Origin of the sequence: Kitasatospora sp. NPDC127116 (assembly GCF_042677365.1) — a bacterium.
Taxonomy (GTDB): domain Bacteria; phylum Actinomycetota; class Actinomycetes; order Streptomycetales; family Streptomycetaceae; genus Kitasatospora; species Kitasatospora lactacystinica.
Map to the genome: position 1 here is coordinate 16,601 of NZ_JBHXTL010000055.1, position 25,531 is coordinate 42,131.

28 protein-coding genes are annotated in these 25,531 nt (G+C 74.2%); 5 read left to right on the top strand and 23 right to left on the bottom strand.

Going from position 1 to position 25,531, the window contains the following annotated elements:
• Positions 1-5: 5 nt before the first annotated feature.
• On the bottom strand, positions 6-1,754 hold the full coding sequence (locus ACFVHV_RS22165) for an ABC transporter substrate-binding protein (protein ID WP_359901094.1): 1,749 nt from the start codon (positions 1,752-1,754) through the stop codon (positions 6-8).
• A 162-nt stretch (positions 1,755-1,916) separates the two neighbouring features.
• Between ACFVHV_RS22165 and ACFVHV_RS22170 the strand changes: the two genes are divergently transcribed.
• Positions 1,917-3,368 (top strand): aminopeptidase P family protein, encoded by a 1,452-nt coding sequence (locus tag ACFVHV_RS22170; RefSeq protein ID WP_359901097.1) that lies wholly within the window; start codon positions 1,917-1,919, stop codon positions 3,366-3,368.
• Positions 3,369-3,383: 15 nt separating this feature from the next.
• Here the strand turns inward: ACFVHV_RS22170 and ACFVHV_RS22175 are convergent, their stop codons facing one another.
• The 4 genes from ACFVHV_RS22175 to ACFVHV_RS22190 all read right to left on the bottom strand — a co-directional run bounded on the left by ACFVHV_RS22175 (position 3,384) and on the right by ACFVHV_RS22190 (position 6,676).
• Positions 3,384-3,674, bottom strand: a complete 291-nt coding sequence (locus tag ACFVHV_RS22175; protein WP_359901100.1) for a helix-turn-helix transcriptional regulator — start codon at positions 3,672-3,674, stop codon at positions 3,384-3,386.
• 99 nt (positions 3,675-3,773) lie between these two features.
• Positions 3,774-4,796 (bottom strand): nitronate monooxygenase, encoded by a 1,023-nt coding sequence (locus tag ACFVHV_RS22180; RefSeq protein WP_359901103.1) that lies wholly within the window; start codon positions 4,794-4,796, stop codon positions 3,774-3,776.
• Positions 4,797-4,838: 42 nt separating this feature from the next.
• A complete protein-coding gene (locus ACFVHV_RS22185; protein ID WP_359901106.1) occupies positions 4,839-5,471 on the bottom strand; it encodes a response regulator transcription factor in 633 nt (210 codons plus the stop codon).
• Positions 5,468-6,676, bottom strand: coding sequence for a sensor histidine kinase (locus ACFVHV_RS22190; protein ID WP_359901109.1), 1,209 nt, complete (start codon positions 6,674-6,676; stop codon positions 5,468-5,470). The genes ACFVHV_RS22185 and ACFVHV_RS22190 overlap by 4 nt, the downstream gene beginning before the upstream one ends.
• A 163-nt stretch (positions 6,677-6,839) precedes the next feature.
• Between ACFVHV_RS22190 and ACFVHV_RS22195 the strand changes: the two genes are divergently transcribed.
• Positions 6,840-7,916, top strand: coding sequence for an ABC transporter permease (locus ACFVHV_RS22195; protein ID WP_359901111.1), 1,077 nt, complete (start codon positions 6,840-6,842; stop codon positions 7,914-7,916).
• Positions 7,913-8,596, top strand: a complete 684-nt coding sequence (locus tag ACFVHV_RS22200) for an ABC transporter ATP-binding protein (RefSeq protein WP_380352890.1) — start codon at positions 7,913-7,915, stop codon at positions 8,594-8,596. The genes ACFVHV_RS22195 and ACFVHV_RS22200 overlap by 4 nt, the downstream gene beginning before the upstream one ends.
• A 1-nt stretch (position 8,597) precedes the next feature.
• On the opposite strand, the gene ACFVHV_RS22205 is transcribed toward ACFVHV_RS22200, so the two are convergent.
• The 3 genes from ACFVHV_RS22205 to ACFVHV_RS22215 form a co-directional block, all read right to left on the bottom strand.
• The gene (locus ACFVHV_RS22205) at positions 8,598-9,194 is read right to left on the bottom strand and encodes a Uma2 family endonuclease (protein ID WP_359901117.1); all 597 of its coding nucleotides are present in this window, start codon (positions 9,192-9,194) and stop codon (positions 8,598-8,600) included.
• Between the two features lie 93 nt (positions 9,195-9,287).
• Positions 9,288-10,004, bottom strand: coding sequence for a GntR family transcriptional regulator (locus tag ACFVHV_RS22210; RefSeq protein WP_380352892.1), 717 nt, complete (start codon positions 10,002-10,004; stop codon positions 9,288-9,290).
• 192 nt (positions 10,005-10,196) lie between these two features.
• On the bottom strand, positions 10,197-11,078 hold the full coding sequence (locus tag ACFVHV_RS22215) for an NAD(P)-binding domain-containing protein (protein WP_359901123.1): 882 nt from the start codon (positions 11,076-11,078) through the stop codon (positions 10,197-10,199).
• Positions 11,079-11,279: 201 nt separating this feature from the next.
• On the opposite strand from ACFVHV_RS22215, the gene ACFVHV_RS22220 reads away from it, so the two are divergent.
• Complete coding sequence (locus tag ACFVHV_RS22220; RefSeq protein ID WP_359901262.1) at positions 11,280-11,837, top strand: TetR/AcrR family transcriptional regulator; 558 nt, start codon at positions 11,280-11,282, stop codon at positions 11,835-11,837.
• Between the two features lie 173 nt (positions 11,838-12,010).
• Positions 12,011-12,343 carry a hypothetical protein gene (locus tag ACFVHV_RS22225; protein ID WP_380352894.1) on the top strand — a complete coding sequence of 111 codons (333 nt, stop codon included), beginning with the start codon at positions 12,011-12,013 and terminating at the stop codon, positions 12,341-12,343.
• Positions 12,344-12,347: 4 nt separating this feature from the next.
• Here ACFVHV_RS22225 and ACFVHV_RS22230 read toward each other — a convergent pair whose 3' ends face one another.
• The 15 genes from ACFVHV_RS22230 to ACFVHV_RS22300 form a co-directional block, all read right to left on the bottom strand.
• Positions 12,348-13,358, bottom strand: a complete 1,011-nt coding sequence (locus ACFVHV_RS22230) for an ornithine cyclodeaminase family protein (RefSeq protein WP_380352896.1) — start codon at positions 13,356-13,358, stop codon at positions 12,348-12,350.
• The gene (locus ACFVHV_RS22235) at positions 13,355-14,383 is read right to left on the bottom strand and encodes a proline racemase family protein (RefSeq protein WP_359901131.1); all 1,029 of its coding nucleotides are present in this window, start codon (positions 14,381-14,383) and stop codon (positions 13,355-13,357) included. The genes ACFVHV_RS22230 and ACFVHV_RS22235 overlap by 4 nt, the downstream gene beginning before the upstream one ends.
• Positions 14,383-15,738: an aldehyde dehydrogenase family protein gene (locus ACFVHV_RS22240; protein ID WP_359901134.1), complete on the bottom strand. Its 1,356-nt coding sequence runs from the start codon at positions 15,736-15,738 to the stop codon at positions 14,383-14,385. Before ACFVHV_RS22240 ends, ACFVHV_RS22235 begins: the two co-directional genes overlap by 1 nt.
• Before the next feature lie 50 nt (positions 15,739-15,788).
• The gene (locus ACFVHV_RS22245; protein WP_380352898.1) at positions 15,789-16,793 is read right to left on the bottom strand and encodes a proline racemase family protein; all 1,005 of its coding nucleotides are present in this window, start codon (positions 16,791-16,793) and stop codon (positions 15,789-15,791) included.
• Positions 16,794-16,885: 92 nt separating this feature from the next.
• Entirely contained in the window at positions 16,886-17,749 is an 864-nt protein-coding gene (locus ACFVHV_RS22250) for a dihydrodipicolinate synthase family protein (protein ID WP_380352909.1), read from the bottom strand.
• Positions 17,750-17,880: 131 nt separating this feature from the next.
• The gene (locus tag ACFVHV_RS22255; RefSeq protein ID WP_359901142.1) at positions 17,881-19,296 is read right to left on the bottom strand and encodes an FAD/NAD(P)-binding oxidoreductase; all 1,416 of its coding nucleotides are present in this window, start codon (positions 19,294-19,296) and stop codon (positions 17,881-17,883) included.
• Positions 19,277-19,594 carry a (2Fe-2S)-binding protein gene (locus ACFVHV_RS22260; protein WP_359901145.1) on the bottom strand — a complete coding sequence of 106 codons (318 nt, stop codon included), beginning with the start codon at positions 19,592-19,594 and terminating at the stop codon, positions 19,277-19,279. Before ACFVHV_RS22260 ends, ACFVHV_RS22255 begins: the two co-directional genes overlap by 20 nt.
• Before the next feature lie 56 nt (positions 19,595-19,650).
• Entirely contained in the window at positions 19,651-20,811 is a 1,161-nt protein-coding gene (locus ACFVHV_RS22265; protein ID WP_359901148.1) for an FAD-dependent oxidoreductase, read from the bottom strand.
• A 151-nt stretch (positions 20,812-20,962) separates the two neighbouring features.
• Positions 20,963-21,856 (bottom strand): twin-arginine translocase subunit TatC, encoded by an 894-nt coding sequence (gene tatC, locus ACFVHV_RS22270; RefSeq protein ID WP_380352911.1) that lies wholly within the window; start codon positions 21,854-21,856, stop codon positions 20,963-20,965.
• A 163-nt stretch (positions 21,857-22,019) separates the two neighbouring features.
• Entirely contained in the window at positions 22,020-22,325 is a 306-nt protein-coding gene (gene tatA, locus ACFVHV_RS22275; RefSeq protein ID WP_359901154.1) for a Sec-independent protein translocase subunit TatA, read from the bottom strand.
• A 191-nt stretch (positions 22,326-22,516) separates the two neighbouring features.
• Complete coding sequence (locus ACFVHV_RS22280) at positions 22,517-22,726, bottom strand: hypothetical protein (RefSeq protein ID WP_359901157.1); 210 nt, start codon at positions 22,724-22,726, stop codon at positions 22,517-22,519.
• A gap of 20 nt (positions 22,727-22,746) precedes the next feature.
• Positions 22,747-22,977, bottom strand: a complete 231-nt coding sequence (locus ACFVHV_RS22285; RefSeq protein WP_049652006.1) for a hypothetical protein — start codon at positions 22,975-22,977, stop codon at positions 22,747-22,749.
• A 3-nt stretch (positions 22,978-22,980) separates the two neighbouring features.
• Complete coding sequence (locus ACFVHV_RS22290) at positions 22,981-23,907, bottom strand: WYL domain-containing protein (protein ID WP_359901265.1); 927 nt, start codon at positions 23,905-23,907, stop codon at positions 22,981-22,983.
• 26 nt (positions 23,908-23,933) lie between these two features.
• Complete coding sequence (locus ACFVHV_RS22295) at positions 23,934-24,908, bottom strand: WYL domain-containing protein (RefSeq protein WP_359901160.1); 975 nt, start codon at positions 24,906-24,908, stop codon at positions 23,934-23,936.
• Positions 24,909-25,085: 177 nt separating this feature from the next.
• Positions 25,086-25,469 (bottom strand): FKBP-type peptidyl-prolyl cis-trans isomerase, encoded by a 384-nt coding sequence (locus tag ACFVHV_RS22300; protein ID WP_359901163.1) that lies wholly within the window; start codon positions 25,467-25,469, stop codon positions 25,086-25,088.
• Positions 25,470-25,531: the final 62 nt, after the last annotated feature.

The following is a 25,531-nucleotide window of genomic DNA, read 5'->3' on the forward strand; positions in this document are numbered from 1 at the left end:
GCCCCTCACTTGCCCTTGGCGGGGTCCTTGAGGCCGATGGCACCCAGGTCGAGCATCCCGGCGAAGCCCGAGTTGCCGAAGGCGCCGGCCACGTTGGTGCCGACCAGCAGGGGGCGGCGCTGCCAGATCAGCGGGACGGCCGGGGCCTTCTTCGCCAGGTCCTGGTCCAGCTGCTGCCAGGCCTTGTTGGCCTCGCTGACGTCCGTCATGGCCGCGATCTGGTCCATCCGGTCCATCGTGGCCTGGTCCTTGAACTGGCTCAGGTTGCCCTGGTTGCCCTTCTCCTTGATGGTGCGGCCGTCGAACTGGAACGGCAGGAAGGTCGCACCGGAGGGGTAGTCGGGACACCAGCCGCTGATGGTCAGGTCGGGGGCGTTCTTGATGTCGCCGACGGTGTCCTGGAAGGCGGACGGGTCGGTGGTGTTGATGGTGACCTGGACGCCGGCCTTGGACAGCGACTGCTGGATCGCCTCGGCACGGCTCTTGTCGCCGAGCGAGACGGTGAGCGAGACCTTGAGGTCGCTCTTGCCCGCCTCCTGGAGCAGCTTCTTGGCCTTCTCCGGGTCGCCGGCCGCCGGGACCTTCAGCGGGTCGGACTTGACGCCGCCGGTCAGCGAGGGCGGCAGGTAGGAGGTCGCCACGTCGGCCATCGCCGGGCCGCCGAAGGCCGTCACCTGCCCCTCGCGGTCGACCGCCCACATCATCGCCTCGCGCACCTTCGGGTCGTCGAAGGGGGCCTTGGCGGTGTTCATGTACAGCATGTCGGTGCAGCCGGTGACCTCGGCGGCCATCCGGGCCTTGACGTCCGGCTTGGGCAGCACCTTGGCGACGGTCTCGTGCGCCATCCACGGCATGTTGATCGCGTTGGCGTCGGCGCCGTCGCTGGCGATGATCCGGTCGTCGGCCTGGCCGCCCTTGATGCCCTGGGTGACCACGACCTTGTCCGGGTAGGCCTTGCGGACGGTGTCGGTGGCCGGGTCCCAGTTGGTGTTGCGGACCAGCACCAGCTGCTTGCCGCGGTCGTAGGTCTCGATCTTGTACGGACCGGAGGAGAACGGCCGGGCGTCGTACTGGGTGCCCTTCTCCTGGGACTGCGGCACCGGGGAGAAGGTCGGCAGCGAGACGGTGGAGGAGAACTCGGCGACCGGGCGCTTCAGGTGGAAGACGATCGTCCTGTCGTCCGGGGTCTCGATGCTCGCCAGGTGCTCGCCGTTCAGCGGGCCCTTGTAGTTCTCGCCGCCGGCCAGGTACTGGATCGCGTAGTCGGGGCCGCCGGTGAGGTCCGGGGAGTAGGACCGCTCGACGTTGTACTTGATGTCGGCGGACTTGATCGGCGTGCCGTCCTCGTACTTGAGGCCGTCCTTGAGGGTGAAGGTCCACACCTTGCCGCCCTCGGAGGACTTGCCGAGGTCGGTGGCGAGGTCCGGGACGATCTCGCTGCCCGCCGCGCCCGGCTCGGCCTTGAAGGTGGTCAGGGTGCGGTAGAGCAGCCGGGTGCCGAAGTCCATGTGCGGCACCACCCAGCTGCGGGCCGGGTCGAGGTGGGCGAAGTCCTGGTTGGTCAGGACGGTGAGGGTGCCGCCCTTGACGGGGGTGCCGCCGATGACCGAGCCGGACGCGGCGCCCGGGCCCTTGCCGTCGGAGGGGGCGGCGTCGCTGCCGCTGTCACTCTTGTCGTTGGAGCAGGCCCCGAGGCCGAGGGTGAGGGTCGCCGCGAGGGCCGCCGCGAGGGCGGCGTGGGTGCGCCTGGTCATGTGCAACTCCGCTGTGGGGGGCCCGATCCGCCGGATCTGGCCGCTGCGCTGTGTGACCCGTAACATAGTAATGTGAAATTGCACTGCACAAGAGGTGACGGCTCCCGTTACCGAGCTGTGTCCGTGCCAGGCATCTCCCCAGCCCCACCAAGGAGTTCACCGGTGACCCTTCCCCCGACCGGCCTCAACACCGGGAGCCACGACCTCCCGGTCTCCCCCGCCCTCGCCTCGTTCATGGGCACCCGGTGGGCCGCCACCCCCATTCCCACCGACCTGCGCGTCCCCGGCCACGACCGCTTCCCCGGCCGCCGCGCCCGGCTCTCCGCCGCCTTCCCCGGCGAGCGGCTGATCGTCCCGGCCGGCCGGCTCAAGGTCCGCTGCAACGACCTCGACTACCGCTTCCGCCCGCACAGCGCGTACGTCTGGCTCACCGGCCTCACCGGCGAGGACCAGGCCGACCACGTCCTCGTCCTCGAACCGGCCGGCCCCGAGGGCCACGAGCCGGTGCTCTACCTGCGCCCCCGCTCCCCCCGCGACGGCGGCGAGTTCTACCGCGACCGCCGCTACGGCGAGTTCTGGGTCGGCGCCCGGCCCGACCTCGCCGAGGCGGCACAGCTCACCGGGGTGCGCACCGAACACCTCGACGACCTCGGCAAACTGCTCACCGGCCCCCAGCCGCCCACCCGGGTGCTGGCCGGCACCGACCCGCTGGTCGACGAGGCCACCGGGCGCCCGAACGGCGACCACCGGGACAGCGAACTGGCCGCCGTCCTCTCCGAGTTGCGCCTGGTCAAGGACGAATGGGAGATCGGACAGCTGCAACTGGCCGTCGACCACACCACCACCGGCTTCGAGGACGTCGTCCGCGCCCTGCCCACCGCACTGCGCCACCACCGCGGCGAGCGCTGGATCGAGGGCGTCTTCGACCTGCGCGCCCGCGCCGAGGGCAACGGCACCTCCTACACCACCATCGCCGCCTCCGGCGCCCACGCCTGCGTGCTGCACTGGATCCGCAACGACGGCGCCCTCGACCCGAACTCCCTGCTCCTCCTGGACGCAGGCGTCGAGACCGACACCCTCTACGCCGCCGACATCACCCGCACCCTCCCGCTCAGCGGCACCTTCACCCCGGTCCAGCGCCAGGCCTACGACCTCGTCCTCGCCGCCCAGAGCGCCGGCATCGCCACGCTGCGCCCGGGGGCCCGGTTCCGCGACTTCCACCGCGCCGCCATGCGGGTCATCGCCGAAGGCCTCGCCGACTGGGGCGTCCTGCCCGTCTCCGCCGAGGAGGCCCTCGCCGAGGACAACGGCCTCTACCGCCGCTACACCCTCTGCGGCAGCGGCCACATGCTCGGCCTCGACTACCACGACTGCGCCAAGTCCCGCGCCGACCGCTACCTCGACGGCACCCTGGAGGAGGGCATGGTCCTCACCGTCGAGCCCGGCCTCTACCTCCAGCCCGACGACGAGACCCTCCCCGCCGAACTCCGCGGCCTCGGCATCCGCATCGAGGACGACCTGGTCATCACCGCCGACGGCGCCCACCTGATGTCCGGCGCCCTCCCCCGCACCGCCACCGACGTCGAATCCTGGATGGCGGACCTGCTGTCCTGAGGAGGCAGCGGACGATCAAGCCACCTTGATCGTCCGCTCCCCTCGCCGAATCGTCACCTCGACCTCGCCGCCGATCGCCGCCGAATACGCCCGCAGGTTGTCCAGGCTGTCCACCTGCCCGTGCTCGATCTGCGACACCCGCGCCTGACTCACGCCCATCAGCGCCGCCACCTCCTTCTGGGTGAGGTTGGCCGACTTCCGCATCTCGGCCAGCTCATGCCCCCGAATCTGAGCAAGCATCTCCTGGCGGACCTGCGCCCGCCTCGTCTCCGCCTCCGGCGTCACCAGCTCGGGAAACCGCTTCACGACCTCGGCTCGCACCTCGGTCCAACTACGCCCCGCGAATTCCCGCTCAATCCACCCCTGCGAGGGACAACACGCCGAGTCCTGCGCGCCCCCGACGCCCTACCCCCGCGCCGCCTGCCACAGCTCCGCGACGATCTGCTCCGCAGGCCCCGTGCGGGCCAGGTGGTGGGCGGTGCCGGCCCAGAGGTGCATGGCGGCCGTGTCGCCGCGGCGGGCGGCGGCGGCGCGCAGGGGGGTGGTGAGGCGGTTGACCTCGGGGTAGGCGGGCGGGGCGTACGAGCCGTGGCGGTCGATGAAGGCGTTGCGCAGGCCGCGGGCCGGGCGGCCGGTGAAGGCGCGGGTGACGACCGTCTCCGGCAGCTCGACGAGCGCGGCCCGGTGGGCGGCCGCGGCCCCGGACTCGTCCGACCGCAGCAGGGCCGTGCCCAGCTGCACCGCCACCGCTCCCGCCCGCAGGGCCGCCGCGACGGCCGGGCCGTCGCCGAGCCCGCCCGCGGCGATCAGCGGTAGCGCCGTCACCTCCCGCACGGCGGCCAGCAGGTCGAGAAGCGGCAGCTCCCCCGGCTCGTCCGTCACCCGGTGGGTGCCGCGGTGGCCGCCCGCCTCCGGGCCCTGCACGCACAGCGCGTCCATCCCGACCGCCTGCGCCGCCCGCGCCTCCTCCGGCGTGGTGACGGTGCCGATCTGGGTCGTCCCGGCCGCCCGCAGCGCCGCCGCCTCCTCGGCCGTCGGCAGCCCGAAGGTGTACGAGACCACCGGCACCGGGTCCGCGAGCAGCGCGGCCAGCTTGGCCTCCCAGTCGTCCCGGTCCGGCCCGTCCTCCTCCGGCAGCGTCACGCCCCACCGCTCGGCCTCGGGCCGCAGCCGCTCCCGGTAGGCGGCGACGGCCGCCCGGTCCCCGGGCGTGCCCGGCACGAAGAGGTTCACCCCGTACGGCCGGTCGGTCGACGCCCGCACCGCGGCGATCTGCTCGGACATCCCGGCGGCGGTCCTCATCCCGGCGGCCAGGAAGCCCAGCCCACCGGCCCGGTTCACCGCCGCGACCAGTGCGGGCGTCGAGGGGCCGCCCGCCATCGGGGCGGCGATCACGGGGACGGCGAGCTCGTCGAGCCGGACGGTCATCGGGCGCTCCTCACACTGCTGCGGGTACGGAACACCCCCACCCTACGCTCGGCGGATCAGCCCCCGCCGCCGTGCCTCGCGCACCGCCGCCGTGCGCGAGTCCACGCCCAACTTGGTGTAGATGTGCACCAGATGGGACTTCACCGTGGCCTGGCTCAGGTGCAGCCGCTGGCTCACCTGCTGGTTGGTCAGCCCGTCCGCGACCAGCCCCAGCACCTCGGTCTCCCGGGCGCTGAGCGCCGCCGCCGGCGTCCGCATCCGCTCCAGCAGCCGGTCCGCGACGCTGGGCGCCAGCGCGCTGCGCCCGGCCGCGGCGGCCCGTACCGCCTGGGCGAGCTCCTCCGGCGGGGCGTCCTTCAGCAGGTAGCCGGTGGCGCCCGCCTCCAGGGCCGGCAGGGTGTCCGCGTCGGTGTCGTACGTGGTGACCACCAGGACCCGCGGCGCGCCCGCCCGGGCGGTGATCGCCGCGGTGGCCTGCGCCCCGTTCATCGCCGAGCCCGGCCCGAACTGGAGGTCCATCAGCACCACGTCCACGCCCGGTTCCGCCGCCAGTTCGACGGCCCGCTCGGCGGTGGCCGCCTCCGCCACGATGGCGAAGTCCGGCTCGCACTCCAGCACCGCCCGCAGCCCGGCCCGCACCACCGGGTGGTCGTCCGCGATGAGCAGCCTGATCACGGGCCGGCCTCCGGGGTGACGGGCAGCTGCACCGCCACCGTGGTGCCCTGCCCGGGCGCCGACTCCACCGTGAAGCGGCCGCCGAGCGCCCGCGCCCGGGCCCGCATCGAGGGCAGCCCGAACCCGCCGTCCCCGTCGGGGCGGCCGGCCGCCACCACCGCCGGGTCGAACCCGGCGCCGTCGTCGTACACGTCCAGTGCCACTTCGCCCTCCATGTAGCTGAGCGTCACGTCGGCCCGCGAGGCGCCCGCGTGCCGGACGGTGTTGCCGAGCGCCGACTGCGCGATCCGCAGCAGCGCGACCTCCTGCGCGGCCGGCAGCCGGACCGGGTCGCCGAAGACGTGCAGGTGGACGGGCAGCGTGCCGTGCGCCGTCGTCGTCGCGCACAGCCGCTCCAGCGCGACCGGCAGCGGGTCGCCGTCCAGCGCGGGCGGGGTGAGCGCCCGGACGAACCTGCGGGCCTCGTCCAGGTTGTCCTGGGCGGCCTGCCGCGCCTGCTCGACGTACCCGGCGGCGGCCTCGGTGCGCTCCGGCAGGGCCCGCTGGGCCGCCCGCAGCAGCAGCTGGATGGAGCTGAGGCTCTGCGCGAGGGTGTCGTGGATCTCCCGGGCGAGCCGCTCCCGCTCGGCCAGCACCCCGGCCGCGTGGTGCGCGGCGGCGAGGTCGGCCCGGGCGGCGGTCAGTTCGTCGATCAGCCGGCGGCGCTCCTCGCTCTCCCGGTACAGCGCCTGGTAGCCGAGCACGGTGGCGGTAGCGACGGCCGCGCCGAGCGCGGGCCCGATCGAGGCGGCGAAGCTGAAGCTGTGCTGGTGCCAGGACCAGGCGGCGATCGACGCGGCGGCGGTCAGTCCGACGGCGACGAGCCCACCGCGCCGCCCCAGCAGGTGCAGTTCCAGGAAGTACAGCGGGAACGCCAGCCAGACCCCGTCCTGGGTGGCGATCAGCACGCCCGCCCAGGTGGCGCCGAGCAGCACCAGCCAGAGCGCGGCCGCCCGGCGCGAGCGGCGCACGGCGGCCAGCTGCGGCCCGACGGTGTAGACGGCGGCCATCGCGGTGGCCGCGGCGGCGACGGCGGCGGGATCGCCGCCCCGGTCGACGAAGACGGCCCGGGCGACGGCGAGCGCGAGCAGGCCCGCAACGAGCAGGTGCAGGCAGACCTGGAGGACGCGGGCGACGGGGGTGGTTCTGGATCGTTCGGTCGCCATCCGTCCAGCCTAAGTTCCGCGCCGGCGTCCGGCATCAATCAAAAGGTTGAACTCGGCCTCTTCCCTTTGATGCCCAGGATGCAATCCCCGGCGCGATGCCCCGGGGCCCCTCCGTCCGGGACGGTGGAAGAGTCGAAAACACCTGTGCAGAGGAAGGTTCACCGTGTTCGTCGCCTGGAGGGACCTGAGGTTCGCCAAGGGGCGGTTCGCCTTGATGGGGACCGTCATCGTGCTGATCACCGTACTGGTCGGCCTGCTGTCCGGGCTGACCGCCGGGCTCGGCCGGCAGAACATCTCCGCGATCACCGGCCTGCCCGCCGACCACCTGGTCTTCGGCAAGCCGGCCGACGGGCAGAAGCTCTCCTTCACCGATTCCCAGGTCACCCCCGACCAGTGGCAGGGCTGGGCCCGCGAGCCCGGCGTCACCTCCGCCCAGCCGCTCGGCATCACCACCACCAAGGCCGCCGCCGGGCAACGCACCGCCGCGCTCTCCGCCTTCGGCGTCCCGGAGGACTCGGGGCTCGCCCCGCAGGGCACCCGGATCGCCCCCGGCCAGGCCGTGCTGTCCAGGACCGCCGCCGAGAACCTGGGCGGCCTCGCCCCCGGCGCCGAGTTCACCCTCGGCGGCCACCCGCTGCGGGTCGCCGCCGTCCAGGGCGACGCCGCGTACAGCCACACCCCGGTGATCTGGACCTCCCTCGGCGACTGGCAGCAGGCCGCCCCCGGCGGCACCGGCCACGCCACCGTCATCGCCCTCACCACGGCGAAGGGCGCCGACCTGGCCGCCGCCGACGCCCGCCACGGCACCGAGACCCGCACCCGCGACGACGCCCTCACCGCGATCGGCTCCTACACCTCGGAGAACGGCTCCCTCCAGCTGATGCGCGGCTTCCTGTTCGCCATCTCCGCCCTGGTGATCGGCGCGTTCTTCACGGTCTGGACGATCCAGCGCAGCGGCGACATCGCCGTCCTCAAGGCCCTCGGCGCCTCCACCCGCTACCTGCTGCGCGACGCCCTCGGCCAGGCCGTCCTGCTGCTGGTGCTCGGCACCCTGCTGGGCACCGCGGTCGCGGCCGGCTTCGGCGCGCTGATCGGCTCCGCCGTCCCCTTCGTCCTGGACGCCCCGACCGTCCTGCTGCCCGCCGCCGTCATGATCGCCCTCGGCGCGATCGGCGCGGCCCTGTCCATCCGCCGGATCACCTCCGTCGACCCGCTGACCGCCCTGGGGAGCGCCCGATGAGCCTGACCCTCGACCGCATCACCCTGACCTACCCGGACGGCGACGGCCGGCTCACGGCCCTGGACGAGGTCTCGCTGACCGTCCCCAAGGGCTCGCTCACCGCCGTCGTCGGCCCCTCCGGCTCCGGCAAGTCCAGCCTGCTGGCGGTCGCCGCCACCCTGATCACCCCGGACTCCGGGCAGGTCGTCATCGACGGCACCGACACCACGGGCCTCGACCGGGCGGAACTCACCGCGCTGCGCCGCACCAGGATCGGGATCGTCTTCCAGCAGCCCAATCTGCTGCCCTCGCTCACCGCGGTGGAGCAGCTGCAGGTGATGGCCCACCTGGACGGCCGCGCCCCGCGCACCGCCCTGCCCCGGGCCCTGGAACTCCTGGACGCCGTCGGCCTGCGCGACCAGGCCGCCCGCCGCCCGCACCAGCTGTCCGGCGGCCAGCGCCAGCGGGTCAACATCGCCCGCGCGCTGATGAACGACCCCACCGTCCTACTGGTGGACGAACCGACCAGCGCCCTCGACCACGAGCGCGGCGCCGCCGTCCTGGACCTGATCACCGACCTCACCCACCGCCGGGCCACCGCGACCGTCCTGGTCACCCACGACCGCACCCACCTGACGGCCGTCGACCAGGTCGCCGAGGTCCACGACGGCCGGCTGACCCTGCCCGCGGCGGCGCTCTGACCTACTTCTTGGCCGTCAGCACGTCGTCCACCGAGAGCGTCACCGACGCTCCGATCGACTCCGGCAGGGTGAAGGACTGCCCGGGGTGGTGGACGGCGTGCACCCGGTACTCGCCGTCGTCGGGTTCGGTCAGCACCATCACGCGCTGGTTCATCCGGTCCACGATCACGTAGACCGGCACCCCCGCCGACGCATAGACAAAGGGCTTCTTCTTCAAGTCATCGCTGTAGTTGGACGAAGTGACTTCCAGAACGAGCCGGAAGACCGCCGGGTCGTAGCAGTTGTACTCGATCAGGTGATCGTCGATGTCGGCATCGACAACAGCCAGGTCGGGAACCGCATAGTCGGATGGCCCGTCCGGCAGCCAGATTCCAACGCCCTGAAGGACATCGGTCCCGCCTCCGTCGAGGCCGGCCTCGAACAGGACACGCATCAGGCGGCTCAGCGACTTGCTGTGCGAAGCATTCGGCGGCGGCGTCACGGCGATCTGGCTCCCGACGATCTCGACCCGGTAGCCGGGGAACTGTTCGGAGATCAGCTCAGCGGCTTCGAGCAGCGTCGGCTGCTCCATGGGCTCTTCCACTGCTGCGGCGGACATGGAATTCCTCCTGGCTGCCGATGTCGAGAGCATCATCGTAGAACTCGGACGCCTCCCGGCGCCCGATCCTCAGTCCTCACCCGAACGAGTGGTTCAGCTCCGGCGGGCCCCGAGTCGCAGGGCCGAGGCCTCCGGCTCGGCGGGCTTCTCGCCGCCGGCCCACAGCGAGCGGACGTGGCTGAGGTGGCGGGTCATGCAGGCCTCGGCGCCGGCCGAGTCCCCGGCGAGCATCAGGTCCAGCAGCTCCAGGTGCTCCTCGGCCGAGGAGACCAGCTCGCCGCGCTCGTCGAGCCGGTTGAGGCCGTACAGCCGCGAGCGCTTGCGCAGGTCGCCGACGACCTCGACCAGGCGGGAGTTGCCGGCCAGCCCCAGCACGTCCAGGTGGAACTGGCGGTCGGCCTCCAGGTAGCCGATCAGGTCGTGCTTGCGGGCCGCCGCGACGATCGCCTCGGCCTGCGGGCGCAGCCGTTCCAGCTGCTCCTTGGTGGCGGTGCGCGCCACCCGGCCGACGGTCGGGACCTCGATCAGGGCGCGGATCTCGGTGAAGTCGTCGAGGTCGCGGTCGGTCAGCTCGGTGACGCGGAAGCCCTTGTTGCGGACGGCCTCGACGAGGCCCTCGCGGGCGAGGTCGAGCATGGCCTCGCGGACCGGGGTCGCGGAGACCCCGAAGTCGGCGGCGAGCGCGGGTGCGGAGTAGACCACGCCGGGGCGCAGTTCGCCGGAGATCAGGGCCGCCCGGAGTGCGTGGGCGACCTGGTCGCGAAGCCGCTCCTGTACGGAGATCAGGGTGCGGGATTTGAGGTCGGCCATGGTGTTCCTCCGGGTGGGTGCAGAACACCAGCGTACAATGTCACGTTACGTTGCGTACGCGACAGCTGGTGATTCGAACACCCGTCACCGGCCCGCCGGGCCGGCCCTCCGTGACGCCGAATGCCATGGTGGCAGCGGCCGTCGGCCGTGACAACGGCCGACGGCACACGATCTTCGGGTCCGCACGGAGGGCTACGCCCGACGGAACCGGCCCACCAGGCTGCTCAGACTGGCCGCACCCTCGCCGGCCGCCACGCCCCGCCGGACCGCCTCCGCGAGGACGGCCGGCAGGGCGCCGTCCACCCCGGAGGCCTCCGCGGTGTCCCGGACGTGCTCGATGCTCGCGAGCGCCATCGCCAGCCGGTCGACGTCCCCGCGGTGGTCCCCGGCGGTGATCCGCGGCGCGTAGAACTCGATCATCCGCGGCACCAGCGAGGCGGTGGGCAGGGCGTACGGCCGGAACTCCTCGGCCGAGATGCCGTTGGCCTCGGCGATCGCCGTGGCGTGCAGGTAGCCGACCATCGAGGACCAGAACAGGTCCATCTGGATCTGGTAGTACAGCTGCGCCAGCCCGGGGTCGTCGCCCCGGTAGTCGGCCCCGGTGAGCACCTCCAGGGCGGCCCGGTGCCGCCGGAACAGCTCGACCGGGCCGCTGTAGAAGGTGGACGACTCGGGGCTGCCGATGCCCGACGGCGGCACCTGCACCCCGCCGGTCAGGTGGCCGGCGCCGCGTTCGGCCAGCCAGCGGGCGGCCTCGCGGGCCCGCCCGGGAGTGTCCGAGCCGAGGTTCACGATCGTCCTCCCCCGCAGCGCCGGCTCGACCGACTGCAGCACCTCGAACACCGCGTCGTAGTCGGTGAGGCTGAGCACCACCAGGTCGTTCGCCGCCACCGCCGCCTCGGCGTCGGATGCGGCCCGCGCACCCCGGGCGACGAGCGCGTCGGCCCGCCCGGCGGTGCGGTTCCACACCGTGACGGCGTACCCGGCGTCCAGGAACGCCCCGGCCATGGCCCGCCCCATCGGGCCGAGCCCGATCACCGTCACTGATCGCCGCGCCTGCTGCTCCACGGACATGCGCTTCCCCTCCTCTGGAACGAACGCTCTATCCAGAGCGCCGGGCCGACGCTAGCACAGGACTGGAACGAACGCTCTACCCAGAATCTCGGCTAGGATCGCGGCGTGAACACGCCCGAGAGAGCCGACGCGAGAACGAGCGCGAGGACGAGCTCGAAGACGAACGCGAAGGCCGAAGCGAAGCCCGGCACCCGCGAGCGGATCGTCCGGGCCACCTCCCGGCTGCTGCAGCGCCAGGGGTACGAGGGCACCGGGATCAAGCAGATCTCCCGCGAGGCCGAGGCCACCCTCGGCTCCGTCTACCACTTCTTCCCGGGCGGCAAGCAGGAGTTGGCCGCCGAGGCGATCCGGCACGGGGACGAGGAGTTCGCCGTCCTGCTGCGCGCCGGGCTCGGCTCCTCGCCGGACCTGGGCGAGGCGATGACCTCCTGCACCCGGATGCTCGCCACGGAACTGCGCGAGTCCGACTGGCAGGACGGCTGCCCGATCACCAGCACGGCCCTGGAGACGGTCGGCCGGGTGCCGGTGATCGAGGAGGCGGTGACCGAGGCCTTCGCCAACTGGCGGGCCGTCGTGGCGGAACGGCTGCTCGCCGCCGGCATCGGCGAGCAGGACGCCCGCGAGCTGGCCGGCACCGTGATCAGCACCCTGGAGGGCGCCGAGCTCGCCGCCCAGGTCGCCCGCAGCGAACAGCCGCTGCTGGTCACCGGCAAGCACCTGGCCCGCCTGCTCACCGCCTACGCCGACGACCGGGCCTGACCCGCGGCACCGGGCCGCCTGCCCGAAAGACGGGCCGAAGGACGAGCCGAAAGACGGGCCCGAGAAGCCCGGGAGACGGCCGGAAAACGTGAGGAGCCGGCGCAGCGGGGGGTCCCTTCCCGCTGCGCCGACTCCGGTTTCACAACTCCCAACCACGGCCAGGAGTAACGCACTTGTCGATCGAAGCCGCGCTGTACGACGGCCGCCCGAACAACGGCCGCCGCACCAGCCCGAACCTGCTGCACCTGTCCACCGGCCACGGCGCCGGTCTCGCCGACGCCCTGGCCGCGCACGCCCGCCCGTCCGACCACCGGCTCGGCCGGATCGACCCGTACGGCGACACGCTGTTCAACGAGCAGGACGCCGGCGCCGCCTTCGAGGAGGCCACCGCGCTGCTCGCCCGCTGCACCACCGGGGAGCAGCGGGCGGCCGTCCGCGACCTGCGCAACCTACTCGCCAACTGCGCCGCCACCCCGGGCAGTTGGCTCATGTTCCTCGGCGACTGAACCGCTAGGACGCGGCCCGGTACACCTCCGCCGCGACGGCCAGGTCCTGCCAGGCCATCCCGACGCTCTTGAAGAACCGCGGCCGCCCGTCCGGCACCAGCGCGTCGCCGCGCACCAGCTCGGAGAGGTTCCACAGCTGCCGCCCGGCCACACCCGCCATCAGCAGGTCCCCGGCCTCCCGGCCCGCGACCGTGCGCGCCTCCACGTACAGCTCGGCCCGCTGGACCAGCAGCTCGTCGACCTCCCGCGCGTCCGGCTCGTGCGAGCCCACCGCGGCCACCGCCGCGTGCGCGGGCACCAGCGCGCCGTCGAACAGCGGCGTGCGCGCGGTGGTGCAGCAGACCACCAGGTCCGCCTCGCGGACCGCCCGCGGACCGCCGACCTCGGCCGTCAGCCCGAGCTCCCGCCCGTACGCCGCCAGCGCCTGCGCCCGGTCGGCGTTGCGCGCCACCACGGTGAGCCGGCGCAGCGGCCGGACGGCGAGCAGGGCGTCCAGGTGCCCGTACGCCTGCGGCCCGGAGCCGAACAGCACCAGGTGCTCGGCCTCCGGCACCGCCAGCCGCCGCAGCGCGGCCGCGGTGACGGCGGGCGTGCGCAGCGCGGTGAGCGCGGCGCCGTCCAGCAGGGCGAGCGGCTGCAGGGTGGGCCCGTCCAGCAGCAGGTAGCTGCCGGTGATCCGGGGCAGCCCCCGCTCCGGGTTGGCCGGCGCGACACCGGCGATCTTCACGCCCGCGTACGGCCCGGCGGCGGCCGGCATCATCAGCAGTTCCCCGGCGGGCACCGGTACGGCGGATCGGGCGGGTGCCGCCTCCGGGTCGAACCCGTCCAGCAGCACCCGCTCGATCGCCCCCACCGCACCGGCGGGCCCGACTCCGCCGGTGCCCGCCACGGCGTACTGGAGCGGCACAACCGCCGTACCGGGCAGTGCGGTCGGGCTCGGGTCGCCCGGAACCACAGCGGTCCGGCTCTCGGATGTCCGGCTCTCGACGGCCCTGCTCTCGGATGTCCGGCTCACAGCAGGAACCCCGCTCCCAGCTCGTCGTCCGGCTCCAGGACGAAGCCGTGCTCGCCGGTGCGGAAGGCCGCCCCGCCGACCTCGGTGACCACGCCCTCGCCCTGCGGGTCGCCGCCCGGCAGGAAGCGGCCGGAGAAGACCGTCCCGATGATCGACTCGTGCCGCAGCGGCTCGCCGGGGGCCAGCCGCCCCTCGGCGGCGAGCACCGCCAGCCGGGCGGAGGTGCCGGAGCCGCAGGGCGAGCGGTCGATCTGGCCGTCGGCGAAGACGGTGACGTTCCGCTGGTTCAGCACCCCGTCCACCGAGGGGAGTTCGTCGTACAGCACCACGCCGTACACACCCGAGAGCCGGGCGTCCGTCGGGTGCGCGACCGCCTCGGCGCCGGCCAGCGCGGCCCTGATCTCCCGCCCCACGGCGGTGAGTTCGGGCAGCTGCTCCGGTTCCACGGCGAGCCCGAGGGCGGCCGCGGACACCGAGGCGTAGCAGGCGCCGGAGTGCGCCACGGCGACCTCCACGGTGCCGAGCGAGGTCTCCACCGGCAGCTTCAGCGCGGTCACCCGGCTGGGCACGTTGCGGAAGGTCACCCCGGTGGTGTGTCCGCCGGCCCGGTGCACCAGGGCGGTGACCCGGCCGGACGGCACGTCGATCCGCACCCGTGCCACGCCGTCCGCGGGGGCGGGCACCAGTCCGGAGTCCACGGCCCAGGCGCCGAGCGCGATGGTGCCGTGCCCGCAGGCGGTGGAGTAGCCGTCCTTGTGCCAGAACAGCACGCCCAGGTGCGCCTCGTCGTCGTCCGGCGGCACCAGGAAGCCGCCGTACATCCCGGCGTGCCCGCGCGGCTCCTGGACGAGCAGCTGCCGGATGTCGTCCAGCGCGCTGGGCCGGGGCGCGGTCGCGCTGCCGCCCGCGCCGAGCGCGATGGCCCGGCGTTCGGCGACGGTGTCGCCGGGGATCGGCGGGACGCCGTCCAGCACGATCCGGAACGGCTCGCCGGCCGTGTGGTAGTCGACGGTGCGGACGAACATCAGGCGCCACCTCCCGGCAGCACGCTGACGGTCCGGCTGACGGTGTAGAAGTCCAGGGCCGCCTGGCCCTGCTCGCGCTCGCCGTGGCTGGCGCCCTTGGCTCCGCCGAAGGGCAGGTGGAAGTCGACGCCGCTGGACGGGGCGTTGACCCGGATCATGCCCGCGTCCAGCCGGTCGGCGGCGGCCAGCGCCACGTCCAGGCTGCGGGTGTGCACCGAGGTGGAGAGGCTGTGCGGGGTGTCGTTGGCGAGCGCGATGGCCTCGTCCAGGTCGGCCGCGGCGTGCAGCACGGCGATCGGGCCGAAGAACTCCTCGCGGGCCAGCGGGTGTTCGGCCGGCACCTCGGCGAGCAGGGTCGGCTCGACGTACCAGCCGTCCCGCTCGGGCACCCGGCCGCCGGTGAGCACGCTCGCCCCGGCCTCGACGGCCGAGGAGACGGCGCCGGTCAGCCGCTCCCGGGCGGCGGCGTTGATCACCGGTCCGCAGACCGCGTCGTCGACCGCCGCCAGCGCCTTGACCAGCGCCTCGCGCAGCGGCTCGTGGGCGGCGCCGACCGCGATCACCCGGCTGGTGGCGGTGCACTTCTGCCCCGCGTACCCGGCGATGGCCGCGGCGATGTGCCCGGCGGCCTGCGCGATGTCGGCGTCCGGCAGGACCAGCGCGGCGTTCAGCCCGCCGAGTTCGGCCTGCACCGGCACCCCGCGCTCGGTCGCGGCCCGCACCACGGCCCGGCCGACGCCGGTCGAGCCGGTGAAGGAGATCACGTCCGCGGTCTCCACCAGCGCCGCGCCCTCCTCGGCCCCGCCGGGCAGCACCGTGAACACGTCCTCGGGCAGCCCGGCCAGCTCGGCCAGCCGCAGCGCGCAGGCCGTCGCCTCGGGCGCCGGCTTCAGCACCACCGCGTTGCCGACGGCGAGGGCCGGCGCGGCCTTCCAGGTCGGGATCGCCAGCGGGAAGTTCCACGGCGCGATCAGCCCGGCGACCCCGTAGGGGCGGCGCCGGGTGAGCAGCAGCCCGGGGCCGGCGGCGGTCTCGTGCACCGCCCCGGAGGGCGCGTACGGCGCCTGCGCGTAGTAGCGCCAGATCGCCGCCGTGCGGGCGACCTCGCCGAGCGCCTCGGCCAGCGGCTTGCCGACCTCGCGCACGATCAGCGCGGCCAGCTCGTGGGCGTGCGCCTCCACGGCGTCCGCGATCCGGCCGAGCGCCGCCGACCGGGCGCCCGCTCCGGCGGCGAGCCAGTCGCCCTGCGCCGCCCGGGCCCGCCCGACGGCGGCCCGCACGGCCTCGGCGCCGGGCTCCTCGACGGCGACCACGAGGTCGGCGGGGTCGGCGGGGTTGTACGAGGTGATGGTCACAGCCAGCAGCCCTTCGAGGGAGGTACGGGGAACGAAGGAGGTAGGAGGGGTCAGAGCAGGAAGCCCGCCGGGAACGGGTCGCTCGGGTCGAGGAAGTACTGGGCGGTGCCGGTGACCCAGGCCCGCCCGGTGACGGTGGGCACCACCGCGGGCCGCCCGGCCACCTCGGTCTCCTCGACCAGCCGCCCGGTGAAGGTGGTTCCGATGAAGGAGTCGTTGCGGAAGTCCCGCCCGAGGGGCAGTTCGCCGCGCGCGTGCAGCTGGGCCATCCGCGCCGAGGTGCCGGTGCCGCAGGGCGAGCGGTCGAACCAGCCGGGGTGGATGGCCATCGCGTGCCGGGAGTGCTCGGCGGTGGAGCCGGGGGCGAGCAGCTGGACGTGGTGGCAGCTGTGGATGGACGGGTTCTCCGGGTGCACCGGCCGGTCCGGGCTCGCGTTGATCGCGTCCATCATCGCCAGGCCGGCGTCCAGGATCTCCTGCTTGCGCTCGCGCTCGAAGGGCAGCCCGAACTCGGCGAGCGGCAGGATGGCGTAGAAGTTGCCGCCGTACGCGAGGTCGTAGGTCACCGTGCCGTAGCCGGGCACCTCGATCTTGCGGTCCAGGGCGACCGAGTAGGAGGGCACGTTGCGGATGGTCACCGCCTTGGCGGCGCCGTCCTCGACGTGCACCTCGGCGACCACGAGTCCGGCCGGGGTGTCCAGCCGTACGGTGGTGACCGGCTCGACCACCGGGACCATCCCGGTCTCGACCAGCACGGTGGCAACCCCGATGGTGCCGTGCCCGCACATCGGCAGCAGTCCGGAGACCTCGATGTAGAGCACGCCGAAGTCGGCGTCCGGCCGGGTCGGCGGCTGGAGGATCGCGCCGCTCATCGCGGCGTGGCCGCGCGGCTCGTACATCAGCAGGGTGCGGAAGTGGTCCAGGTGCTCCTGGAAGTGCACCCGGCGCTCGGCCATGGTGGCGCCGGGGATGACGCCGAAGCCGCCGGTGATCACCCGGGTCGGCATGCCCTCGGTGTGCGAGTCGACGGCGTGGAACACGTGGCGGCTGCGCATGGGTCACAACTCCCGTACAGGTTCGGATGGTGGGGGGTGGGCCGGGCCGACTGCCGCCGCAGCCGGCCCGGAGGCCCGGGTTCGCGCCGGTGTCAGACCAGGCCGTCGGCCAGCGCCTTCTCGGTGGCCGCGCGGACGGCCGCCTCGATCTCCGGGACGAGCGGCTGGCGCGGGGCGCGCACCGGGCCGCCGGGGCGCCCGGCGATGTCCATGGAGAGCTTGATGGCCTGGACGAACTCGGTCTTGGAGTCCCAGCGCAGCAGCGAGTGCAGCGACTTGTAGAGCGGCAGCGCGCTCTCCAGGTCCTTGGAGACGGCGGCGTCGTAGAGCGCCACCGAGGCGGCCGGCAGGGCGTTCGGGTAGCCGGCGATCCAGCCGACCGCTCCGGCGAGCGCCAGCTCCAGCAGCACGTCGTCGGCGCCGATCAGCAGGTCCAGCCCGGGGGCCAGCTCGGCGATCTCGTACGCCCGGCGGACGTCGCCGCTGAACTCCTTGACCGCGACGATCGAGCCCTCGGCGTGCAGCTGGGCGAGCAGCGGGGGGACCAGGTCGACCTTGGTGTCGATCGGGTTGTTGTACGCCACGATCGGCAGGCCGGCCTTGGCGACCTCGGCGTAGTGGGCGCGCACCGAGGCGTGGTCGGCCCGGAAGGCGTTCGGCGGCAGCAGCAGGACGGAGCCGGCGCCGGCCTCGGCGGCCTGCTCGGCCCAGCGGCGGGACTCGGCGCTGCCGTAGGCGGCGACGCCGGGCATGACCCGGGAGCCGTCGCCGGCCGCCTCGACGGCGACCTCGACGACCTTGGCGCGCTCCTCGGCGGTGAGCGTCTGGTACTCGCCCAGCGAGCCGTTGGGGACGACGCCCTCGCAGCCGGAGTCGATCAGCCAGCGGACGTGCTCGGCGTAGGCGTCGTAGTCGACGGAGTGGTCCGGGCGCAGCGGGAGCGTGGTGGCGACCATGACGCCGCGCCAGGGACGGTTGGTGTCGTGCTGGGTGATGGACACATGAGCTCCTTGATGAGGTGTGACATTTTACAAGAGCGGACGGGCCGGAGACAAGGTCCCCGGCCCGCCGTTCGACGGCGGGCCCGTTACGACTCCGGGGTGGGCCCCGCCGCCAGCTGGGAGAGCGGCACCGGGCAGCCCAGCGGGCGGCGGTCGGGCCCGGGCTCACCCGAACCGGCCAGGCAGGCCACGGCCGGACCGCACATCCGGCCCTGGCACCAGCCCATCCCGGCCCGGGTGAGCAGCTTGACGGTGCGCGGATCGCCCGCGCCCAGGTCCTCGACGGCCTCCCGGATCGCCTCGACCGGCACCTCCTCGCACCGGCAGACGTCGGTGTCCGGACGCAGCCAGCCGGTCCAGCCGGAGCCCGGCCGGTGGGCGGCGGCCATCAGGTCGGCGAAGGCCCGCAGCCGCGAGCGGCGGCGCATCAGCGCGGCCGCGGGCCGCTGCCCGGCCACCGCGTACGCGGCCAGCTCGCCCTCGGCGAGCGCGAGGTCCGCGCCGCCGACGCCATTGGTCTCCCCCGCGGACCAGAGGCCGGGCACGCTGGTGCGCAGCCGGGCGTCGACCTCCAGCGCGACCGCGCCGTCCGGCCCGGTCACGGTCCGCGCCCCCAGCTCGGTGGCCAGGTCGATCTGCGGCAGCAGGCCGTGGCCGACGGCGAGCGCGTCGCAGTCGATCCGCCGCCCGGTGCCGGGCACCGGCCGCCAGTCGGCGTCCAGCCGGGCCACCGTGACGCCGGTGACCCGGTCCGTCCCGTGCGCCTCGACCACCGCGCTGCGCGGGCGCAGCCGCACGCCGTGGCGCAGCAGCGCCCCGCCGTGCCCGGCACCCTCGACCAGCTTGCCGGGCACGCCCGCCAGCACGCCGGGGTGCCGCGCGTACCCGAGGTAGGCGGTCGCCTCGACCACGGCGGGCACCTCGGCCCCGGCGGTGACCAGCGAGGAGGCGGCCGCGAGCAGCAGCGGGCCGCTGCCGGCCACCACGATCCGCTTCCCGGGCAGCACCAGCCCGGCCTTGAGCATGGCCTGGGCGCCGCCCGCGGTGACGACCCCGGGCAGGGTCCAGCCGGGGAACGGCAGCTGCCGCTCGTACGCGCCGGTGGCGAGCAGCACCGACCGGGACCGGACGGTGGCCCGGTCGGTGCTCTCCGGCCCGCGGGTGACGTGCACCGCGAAGCCGTCCCCGGTGCGCTCCAGGGCCCAGACCTGGTGCCCGGCCAGGAAGGCGGCCCGCCCGGCGCGCTCGTGCGCGTCGAGCCGGTCGGCCCGGCCGGTGTAGGCGGACCAGTGGTGGTGCAGCCGGTCCGGCCGCGCCGCGCCCAGGCCGGGCGCCGGGTGGCGGTAGTACTGCCCGCCGGTGCTCCGCCCGCCGTCCAGCAGGGCGCAGCGCAGCCCGAGGTCGGCGGCGGTGACGGCGGCGGCCAGCCCGGCCGGGCCGGCGCCGACCACCACGAGGTCGTACGGCTGGCTGTCGTGGGCGTCAGACGGCGAGGTCGGCACGGCCGTGGCCCTCCTGGGTGGTGACGGTGGTGCCGGGCTCCGCGGGGAGCAGGCAGGTGCGCTGGTTGGGGCGGCCGTCCACGGTGGCCAGGCAGTCGAAGCAGGCGCCGATCCCGCAGAACGCCCCGCGCGGTTTGCCGCCGACCCGGGTGGTGCGCCAGGCGAGCACGCCGTCGGCCCAGAGCGCGGCGGCGATCGACTGCCCGGGCAGCGCGGGGACGGGCCGCCCGTCGAACTCGATGTGGTGGGCGGGCCCGGGCTCGGCCTGGACCAGCCCGGCGGGGGTGCGGCGGCGCATCGGCGGCTTCTCCAATCCTGGACGGAATCTCATGTGTGGCGATGGCGGGCCGGCGCTCACCCGGCCGGGAAGCGGTCCGCCCGGAACGGTGCGAGGTCCAGCTCCGGCCGCTTGCCGGTGAGCTGCTCGCTGATCAGCAGCCCGGTCGCCGGGGCCAGCCCGATGCCGGCCCCCTCGTGCCCGCAGGCGTGGTAGAGCCCGGGCACCCGGGGGTCCGCGCCGATGGCCGGCAGGTGGTCCGGCAGGTACGGGCGGAAGCCCCGGTAGGTGCGCATCACGGTGACGTCGGCGAGCACCGGGAACAGCGCGGCGGCCTGGGCGGCGAGCCGGCTCAGCACCTCCTGGGAGAGCGTGCGGTCGAAGCCGACCCGCTCCCGGCTGGCACCGATCAGCACCGGCCCGCCCGGGGTGCCCTCGATCACGGCGGAGGTCTCCAGCCCGGCCGATCCGCTGGCCACGTTGGCCACGTAGTCGGCGGCGTAGACCTTGTGCCGCACGACCCGCGGCAGCGGCTCGGTGACCAGCACGAAGCCGCGCCGGGGCAGCACCGGCAGGTGCACTCCGGCCAGCGCGGCGATCTCGCCGCCCCAGGTGCCGGCCGCGTTCACCACGGCGGCGGCGGCCAGGCTCCGCCGGTCGGTCCGCACGCCGCGCACGGCGCCGTCCGGGCCGCGGTCGACGGCGGTGACGCTCTCCCCGGTGATCAGCTCGGCGCCCATCCGGCGGGCCTCGCGCAGCAGGTGGGCGGCGGCCAGGGCGGGCTGGACCTGGGCGTCCTGCGGGTAGTGGAAGCCGCCGGCCAGGCCTTCGGCCAGGTGCGGCTCCAGCTCGCGCAGCCGCTCGCCGGGCACCTCCTCGGCCTCGACCCCGACGGTCCGCTGCCCGGCGGCGAAGGCCCGCAGCGCGTCCTGCCCGGCGGCGGTGGAGGCGACCACCACGCCGCCCTTGGGCTCGTACTCGATCGCGGGGCCGAGCCGCTCGGCGAGTTCGCGCCAGAGCCGGGTGCTGAGCAGGGCGAGGTCGAGTTCGGGGCCGGGCTCCTTGTCGGAGACCAGCAGGTTGCCCTCGCCCGCGCCGGTGGTGCCACCGGCCACCGGGCCGCGGTCCACGACGGCGACGGCGAGCCCGGCGCGGGCGGCGTAGTAGGCGCAGGCGGCGCCGACCACACCGGCGCCGACCACGACGACGTCCAGGGGAGGTCTCTCGGTCTTCAGCACGGCAGTAATATGTCACATGCCATGCGACCTGCCAAGACCGCCCCGCCGAAACCCGGGACCACCCCCACCAGCGGAAAGGCCGGAACGGCGGGGAGCCCCGGCCCACCGCTCGGCAGAACGGCGGACCGGGGCTCCCTCAAGCCCTACCGGCTCAGGTGATGTCGTCCATCTCCTCGCGACGGGACGCCGGCACCGACGCACCGGCCGCCGGGGTCGCCGAGGCCCGGACGGACTCCGCACCGGCCACCGGCTGCACCGAGAGGTCCACGTGCGAGGCCTCCTCGTCGTCCAGCCCGGCGTCCGGGTTGCGGCGCGCCTTGCGCTTGTCGTTGAAGAGCGCGATCCCCACCGCGATGAAGTACAGCGCCCAGATCGGCATCGACAGCAGCAGCATGCTGAACGGGTCGGCGCCCGGAGTGGCGAACGCGGCGAACACGGTGATCGCCATGACCATCCCGCGCCACCAGCTGAGCAGCCGCTTGCCGGTCACGATGCCGACCAGGTTGAGCATCACCAGCAGCAGCGGGAACTCGAAGGCGAGGCCGAAGACCAGCACCATCCGGGTGGCGATGTCGAAGTAGTCCTCGGGCGGCAGGATCGGCGTGGTGTCGCTCGGAGTGAACGAGATCAGCATCTCGACCATGGTCGGCATGACCATGATCGCGGCCGCCACGCCCGCCAGGAACAGCGGGGCGCCGCACGCCATGAAGATGACCGCGTACTTCTTCTCGTTCCTGTGCAGGCCGGGCGCCACGAAGGCCCACACCTGGTACAGCCAGACCGGGACGGCCGCCACCACGCCCGCGGTCAGCGCGACCTTCAGCATCCAGTTGAAACCGGCGGTGAGGCCGATGTTGGACACCTGGGCGCAGCGCCCGTGGTACTGGTCCGCGTCGACCTTGGTGTTGCACTGCGGCAGCGGCTGGAGCAGGAAGTGCTCGATCTGCTTGTGGTAGATCGCCGCGACGATCGCGAACAGCACGATCGCCAGGACCGACTTGACCACGCGGTTGCGCAGTTCCCGCAGGTGGTCGGCGAGGGCCATCCGCCCCTCAGGATCCTTTGACGCCTTCGGCGCCTTGGAGAGCTTGCTCAACCCCGGTCCTCAACTCGTGCGTCGGGGCCCGCCGGTCGACGGGCCTCCGTGGTCGCGCGCCTCCCGCACGTCGTGCGCGCGGCGTGCGTCAGCTGCCTCACGTGCGCCGCGCTCAGTGCGGGCGGTCGCCGTCGGGCGCGGAGGCCCCGGCGGCGGGCTCGTTCACCGGACGGGCCGTGGCCGAAGCGCCCGGAGCGGACTGGATGGTCCGGCCCGCGGCACCGTCGACCGGGGCCGCTGCCCGGGCGGGCGGGCTCGACTGCTCGGACCGGCCGTCCGAACGCATCGCCTGGGCCTCGCTCTTCAGGATCCGCATCGACTTGCCCAGCGAGCGCGCCAGGTCGGGCAGCCGCTTGGCTCCGAACAGCAGGATGGCGAGAACCACGATCACCACGATCGCGGTCGGCGAGATGCGCATGCGCGACCACCTTCAGTCATGGCGGCCCGACGGGCCGTCCGCTGCGGATGGTAACCGCTGCGGATGACGCCACGACGACGGCCGCCCGAACAGGACAGCGGCCCCCGGTACGCGGTTCAGGAGCCAACTGAGAGCGTAACCCGCCCCCACCCGCGCGCAGCAGCCCCCGTACCACCCGGAGCCGCGCCGTGCTAGGCGGCCGGGACCCGCTCCGCCGCCGGGGCGTTCGCCGCCGGCATCGCGTCCGCCAGGTCCTCGGCCGCCGCGGCCAGCGCCCGCGAGGCCCGGTCCACGCCCTCGGCCAGCGCCCGCACGTCCAGCCAGAGCCGGATCGCGAGGACCCCGAGGACCAGCAGGCCCGCGGTGGCGAGCAGGACGGCGGCGACGAGCATCCAGGACATGCGCCCACCCTATACGGGGGTCACCCCTCCGCCGGGACGAGCCGCATGGTGCGCACCCCGGCCCCGGTGAGCGCCTCGACGATCTTCTCCCCGGCCGGCTTGCGCACCGCCGCACCGCACCGCGGGCAGCCGAAGCTGTAGTGCGCCTGGGCCGGGGTGCGACCGAGGGTCAGGCGGAAGTCCTCGGCCGGGAGCTCCACCTTCTCCCGGCACTCGGAGCAGTACACCTTGAATCTGGTCCCGGGTTCCACCGCTCAGGCCCGCCCCTCCCCGTAGGCGGCCAGCGCCTCCCGCGCGGCCGAGCGCGCCTGCTCGGCCAGTTCGGGCGGCGAGACGATCCGGCCGTCCCGGCCCAGCCGCAGCGCCAGCGGGCGCAGCTGGGAGGGGTCGGCGCTGCGCAGGGTGATCCGCAGCCCGCCGTCGGGCAGTTCCTCGGCCCGGTCGTGGGTGTAGTACTCGGCCACCCAGCGCCCCCCGGAGGAGACCTCGACGACCACCTCGGGGTCGTCCGCCGCCGGGTTGACCAGCCCGCCGCTCAGGTCGCGGGGCTCGCGCCGGGGCGGGTCGGCCGGGACGTCCAGGACGCGGATCTCGGCGACCCGGTCGAGCCGGAACATCCGGTGGTCCTCGGAGGTGCGGCACCAGGCCTCGAGGTAGGTGTGGCCCTCGGTGAGCAGCCGGATCGGGTCCACCTCGCGCTCGGTCATCCCGCCGCGCCCGTGCGAGTAGTAGCGCAGCCAGAGCCGGCGGCCCTCGCTGAGCGCGCGGTCGATGTCGGCGAACACGTGGCTCTCCGCCTCGAAGGTCACGCCGACCCGGGCGCTGCCCTCGGCACTCTCCCCGGCCGCGTTCTCGATCTTGGCGACGGCCCGGGTGAGCGCCTCCCGGTCCCCGGCCCGCAGGCCCGGCAGCCCGGCCACCGCGCGGGCGGCCACCAGCAGCGCGGTCGCCTCGTCGGCGGCCAGCCGCAGCGGCTGGGCCACGTCGTCGACGTTGTGCCACCAGATCCGCTCGCCGTCGGTGTCGATGTCGAGCAGGTCGCCGCCGCGGAAGCTGGTGCCGCACATCGGCAGCACGTTGAGGTCCGCGATCAGCTCGCGCTCGCTGATCCCGAACGCCCGGGCCACCTCGGCGACCTCGGCCCCGGGCCGCTCGCGCAGGTAGGTGACCAGCGACAGCATCCGTCGCGTCTGGTCGATGGCATTACTCACGGCCGCTCTCCCTCGATACCCGCGACCGCCCGCAGCCGGTCGACCACATCCGCCCGCAGCTCCTCCGGCCCGAGCACCAGCACGTCCGGCCCGAACTCGGCCAGGTCCGCGCCCAGCCCGTTGCCGTACGGGATCTCCAGCTCGTCCCAGGCCTCGTCCACCCGGGTGCTGCCCAGCGCCTTGGTGCGCAGCGGGAAGCCGGCGCCCCGGCGGACCCGGACGGTCGCGGTGGCGGTGGCCCCCTCCCCCGCGAACTTCGCCACGGTGGCCCGGACGTCCACGTGCTCGGGCACGGTGCCGAGGAACGCCCCGGACCTCGCCTTCACCTTGCCGGTGATCCGGCTGAGCCGGAACACCCGGGCGTCGCCGCGGTCGCGGTCGTACCCGGCCAGGTACCAGTGCCCGCGCCAGCACTCCAGCGCCCACGGCTCGACGCTGCGCTGCTCAGCGGCGGCGGCGCCGGCCTTGCGGTACTCGAAGGAGACCGGACGGCGGTCCCGGGCGGCGGTGAGCAGCGGCTCGAACGCGGCCTCCCGGGCGGGGATGCGCGGCTCCAGGGCGGTGCGGCCCTCGGCCTCGGCGAACGGCACCCCGGCCGCGCGCAGCTTCTGCAGGGCGCCGCTGGCCGCACCGGACATCTTGGCCTGCTGCCAGACCCGGGCGGCCAGGGTCAGCGCGGCCGCCTCCTCGGCGTCGAGGGCGATCTCGGGCAGCCGGTTGCGGTCGGCGCGGGCCAGGTAGCCGAGCTCGCCGTCCAGGGTGCTCTCGTCGACGTCGATCACCAGGCCGAGCTCGCGCAGGTCGTCCTTGTCCCGCTCGAACATCCGGTTGAAGGCGTCCTCGCTGCCGTTCTGCCAGGCCTCGCGGTACGCCTCGATGGACTCCCGCAGCTCCTTCTTGGAGAGCGGACGTCGGGTGTTCATCAGGCACAGGGCGAGATTCATCAGCCGCTCTGCCTTCGCGATCGCCATCGCTGACCCTTCCGGTGTGCCGCGCCGAGCGCGGGGTGCGCCAACCGGGCGATCACCACCCGGCGGGACCGACCGTACCGGTAGCGGTACGCACCGCAAAAGCGGCATCCCCGAACACCCCCGGACATGCCCGTGGGCCGGGCCCCCGGAGGGGTCCGGCCCACGGCGCGAGCAGGCTCAGACCGCCAGCAGGTCGACCACGAAGATCAGGGTCGAGCCGGCCGGGATGAGCGGCGTCGGCGACTGGTTGCCGTACGCCAGGCGCGCCGGGATGGTCAGCTCGCGACGGCCGCCGACCTTCATGCCGACGACGCCCTGGTCCCAGCCCTTGATGACGCGGCCGCCGCCCAGCGGGAAGCGGAACTCGTTGGGGCTCCGGTTCCAGCTCGCGTCGAACTCCTCGCCGGTCTCGAAGGTCACACCGACGTAGCGGACGCTGACGTTCTGACCCCGCTTGGCCTCCTCGCCGTCACCGACGACGATGTCGCGGATCTGCAGCTCCGTCGGGGCGTCGCCGATCGGGAAGTCGATCTCGGGCTTCTCGTTGAGGTTGACGCTCACAGTCCCTCTTCTCACATTCGCTCTGCTGTCACGACCAAGCGGCGGGCGCCCGCACCCGGTCC

Coding starts and splice junctions, on each gene's coding strand:
- ACFVHV_RS22180 (WP_359901103.1), bottom strand. CDS start 4,796: ATGACCGTCCGGCTCGACGAGCTCGCCGTCCCCGTGATCGCCGCCCCG.
- ACFVHV_RS22165 (WP_359901094.1), bottom strand. CDS start 1,754: ATGACCAGGCGCACCCACGCCGCCCTCGCGGCGGCCCTCGCGGCGACC.
- ACFVHV_RS22235 (WP_359901131.1), bottom strand. CDS start 14,383: ATGTTCGTCCGCACCGTCGACTACCACACGGCCGGCGAGCCGTTCCGG.
- ACFVHV_RS22280 (WP_359901157.1), bottom strand. CDS start 22,726: ATGTCCTGGATGCTCGTCGCCGCCGTCCTGCTCGCCACCGCGGGCCTG.
- ACFVHV_RS22295 (WP_359901160.1), bottom strand. CDS start 24,908: ATGGCGATCGCGAAGGCAGAGCGGCTGATGAATCTCGCCCTGTGCCTG.
- ACFVHV_RS22245 (WP_380352898.1), bottom strand. CDS start 16,793: ATGCGCAGCCGCCACGTGTTCCACGCCGTCGACTCGCACACCGAGGGC.
- ACFVHV_RS22290 (WP_359901265.1), bottom strand. CDS start 23,907: ATGCTGTCGCTGGTCACCTACCTGCGCGAGCGGCCCGGGGCCGAGGTC.
- ACFVHV_RS22210 (WP_380352892.1), bottom strand. CDS start 10,004: ATGGCCGACCTCAAATCCCGCACCCTGATCTCCGTACAGGAGCGGCTT.
- tatA (WP_359901154.1), bottom strand. CDS start 22,325: ATGCGCATCTCGCCGACCGCGATCGTGGTGATCGTGGTTCTCGCCATC.
- tatC (WP_380352911.1), bottom strand. CDS start 21,856: ATGGCCCTCGCCGACCACCTGCGGGAACTGCGCAACCGCGTGGTCAAG.
- ACFVHV_RS22215 (WP_359901123.1), bottom strand. CDS start 11,078: ATGTCCGTGGAGCAGCAGGCGCGGCGATCAGTGACGGTGATCGGGCTC.
- ACFVHV_RS22260 (WP_359901145.1), bottom strand. CDS start 19,594: ATGCGCCGCCGCACCCCCGCCGGGCTGGTCCAGGCCGAGCCCGGGCCC.
- ACFVHV_RS22205 (WP_359901117.1), bottom strand. CDS start 9,194: ATGTCCGCCGCAGCAGTGGAAGAGCCCATGGAGCAGCCGACGCTGCTC.
- ACFVHV_RS22190 (WP_359901109.1), bottom strand. CDS start 6,676: ATGGCGACCGAACGATCCAGAACCACCCCCGTCGCCCGCGTCCTCCAG.
- ACFVHV_RS22200 (WP_380352890.1), top strand. CDS start 7,913: ATGAGCCTGACCCTCGACCGCATCACCCTGACCTACCCGGACGGCGAC.
- ACFVHV_RS22250 (WP_380352909.1), bottom strand. CDS start 17,749: ATGGTCGCCACCACGCTCCCGCTGCGCCCGGACCACTCCGTCGACTAC.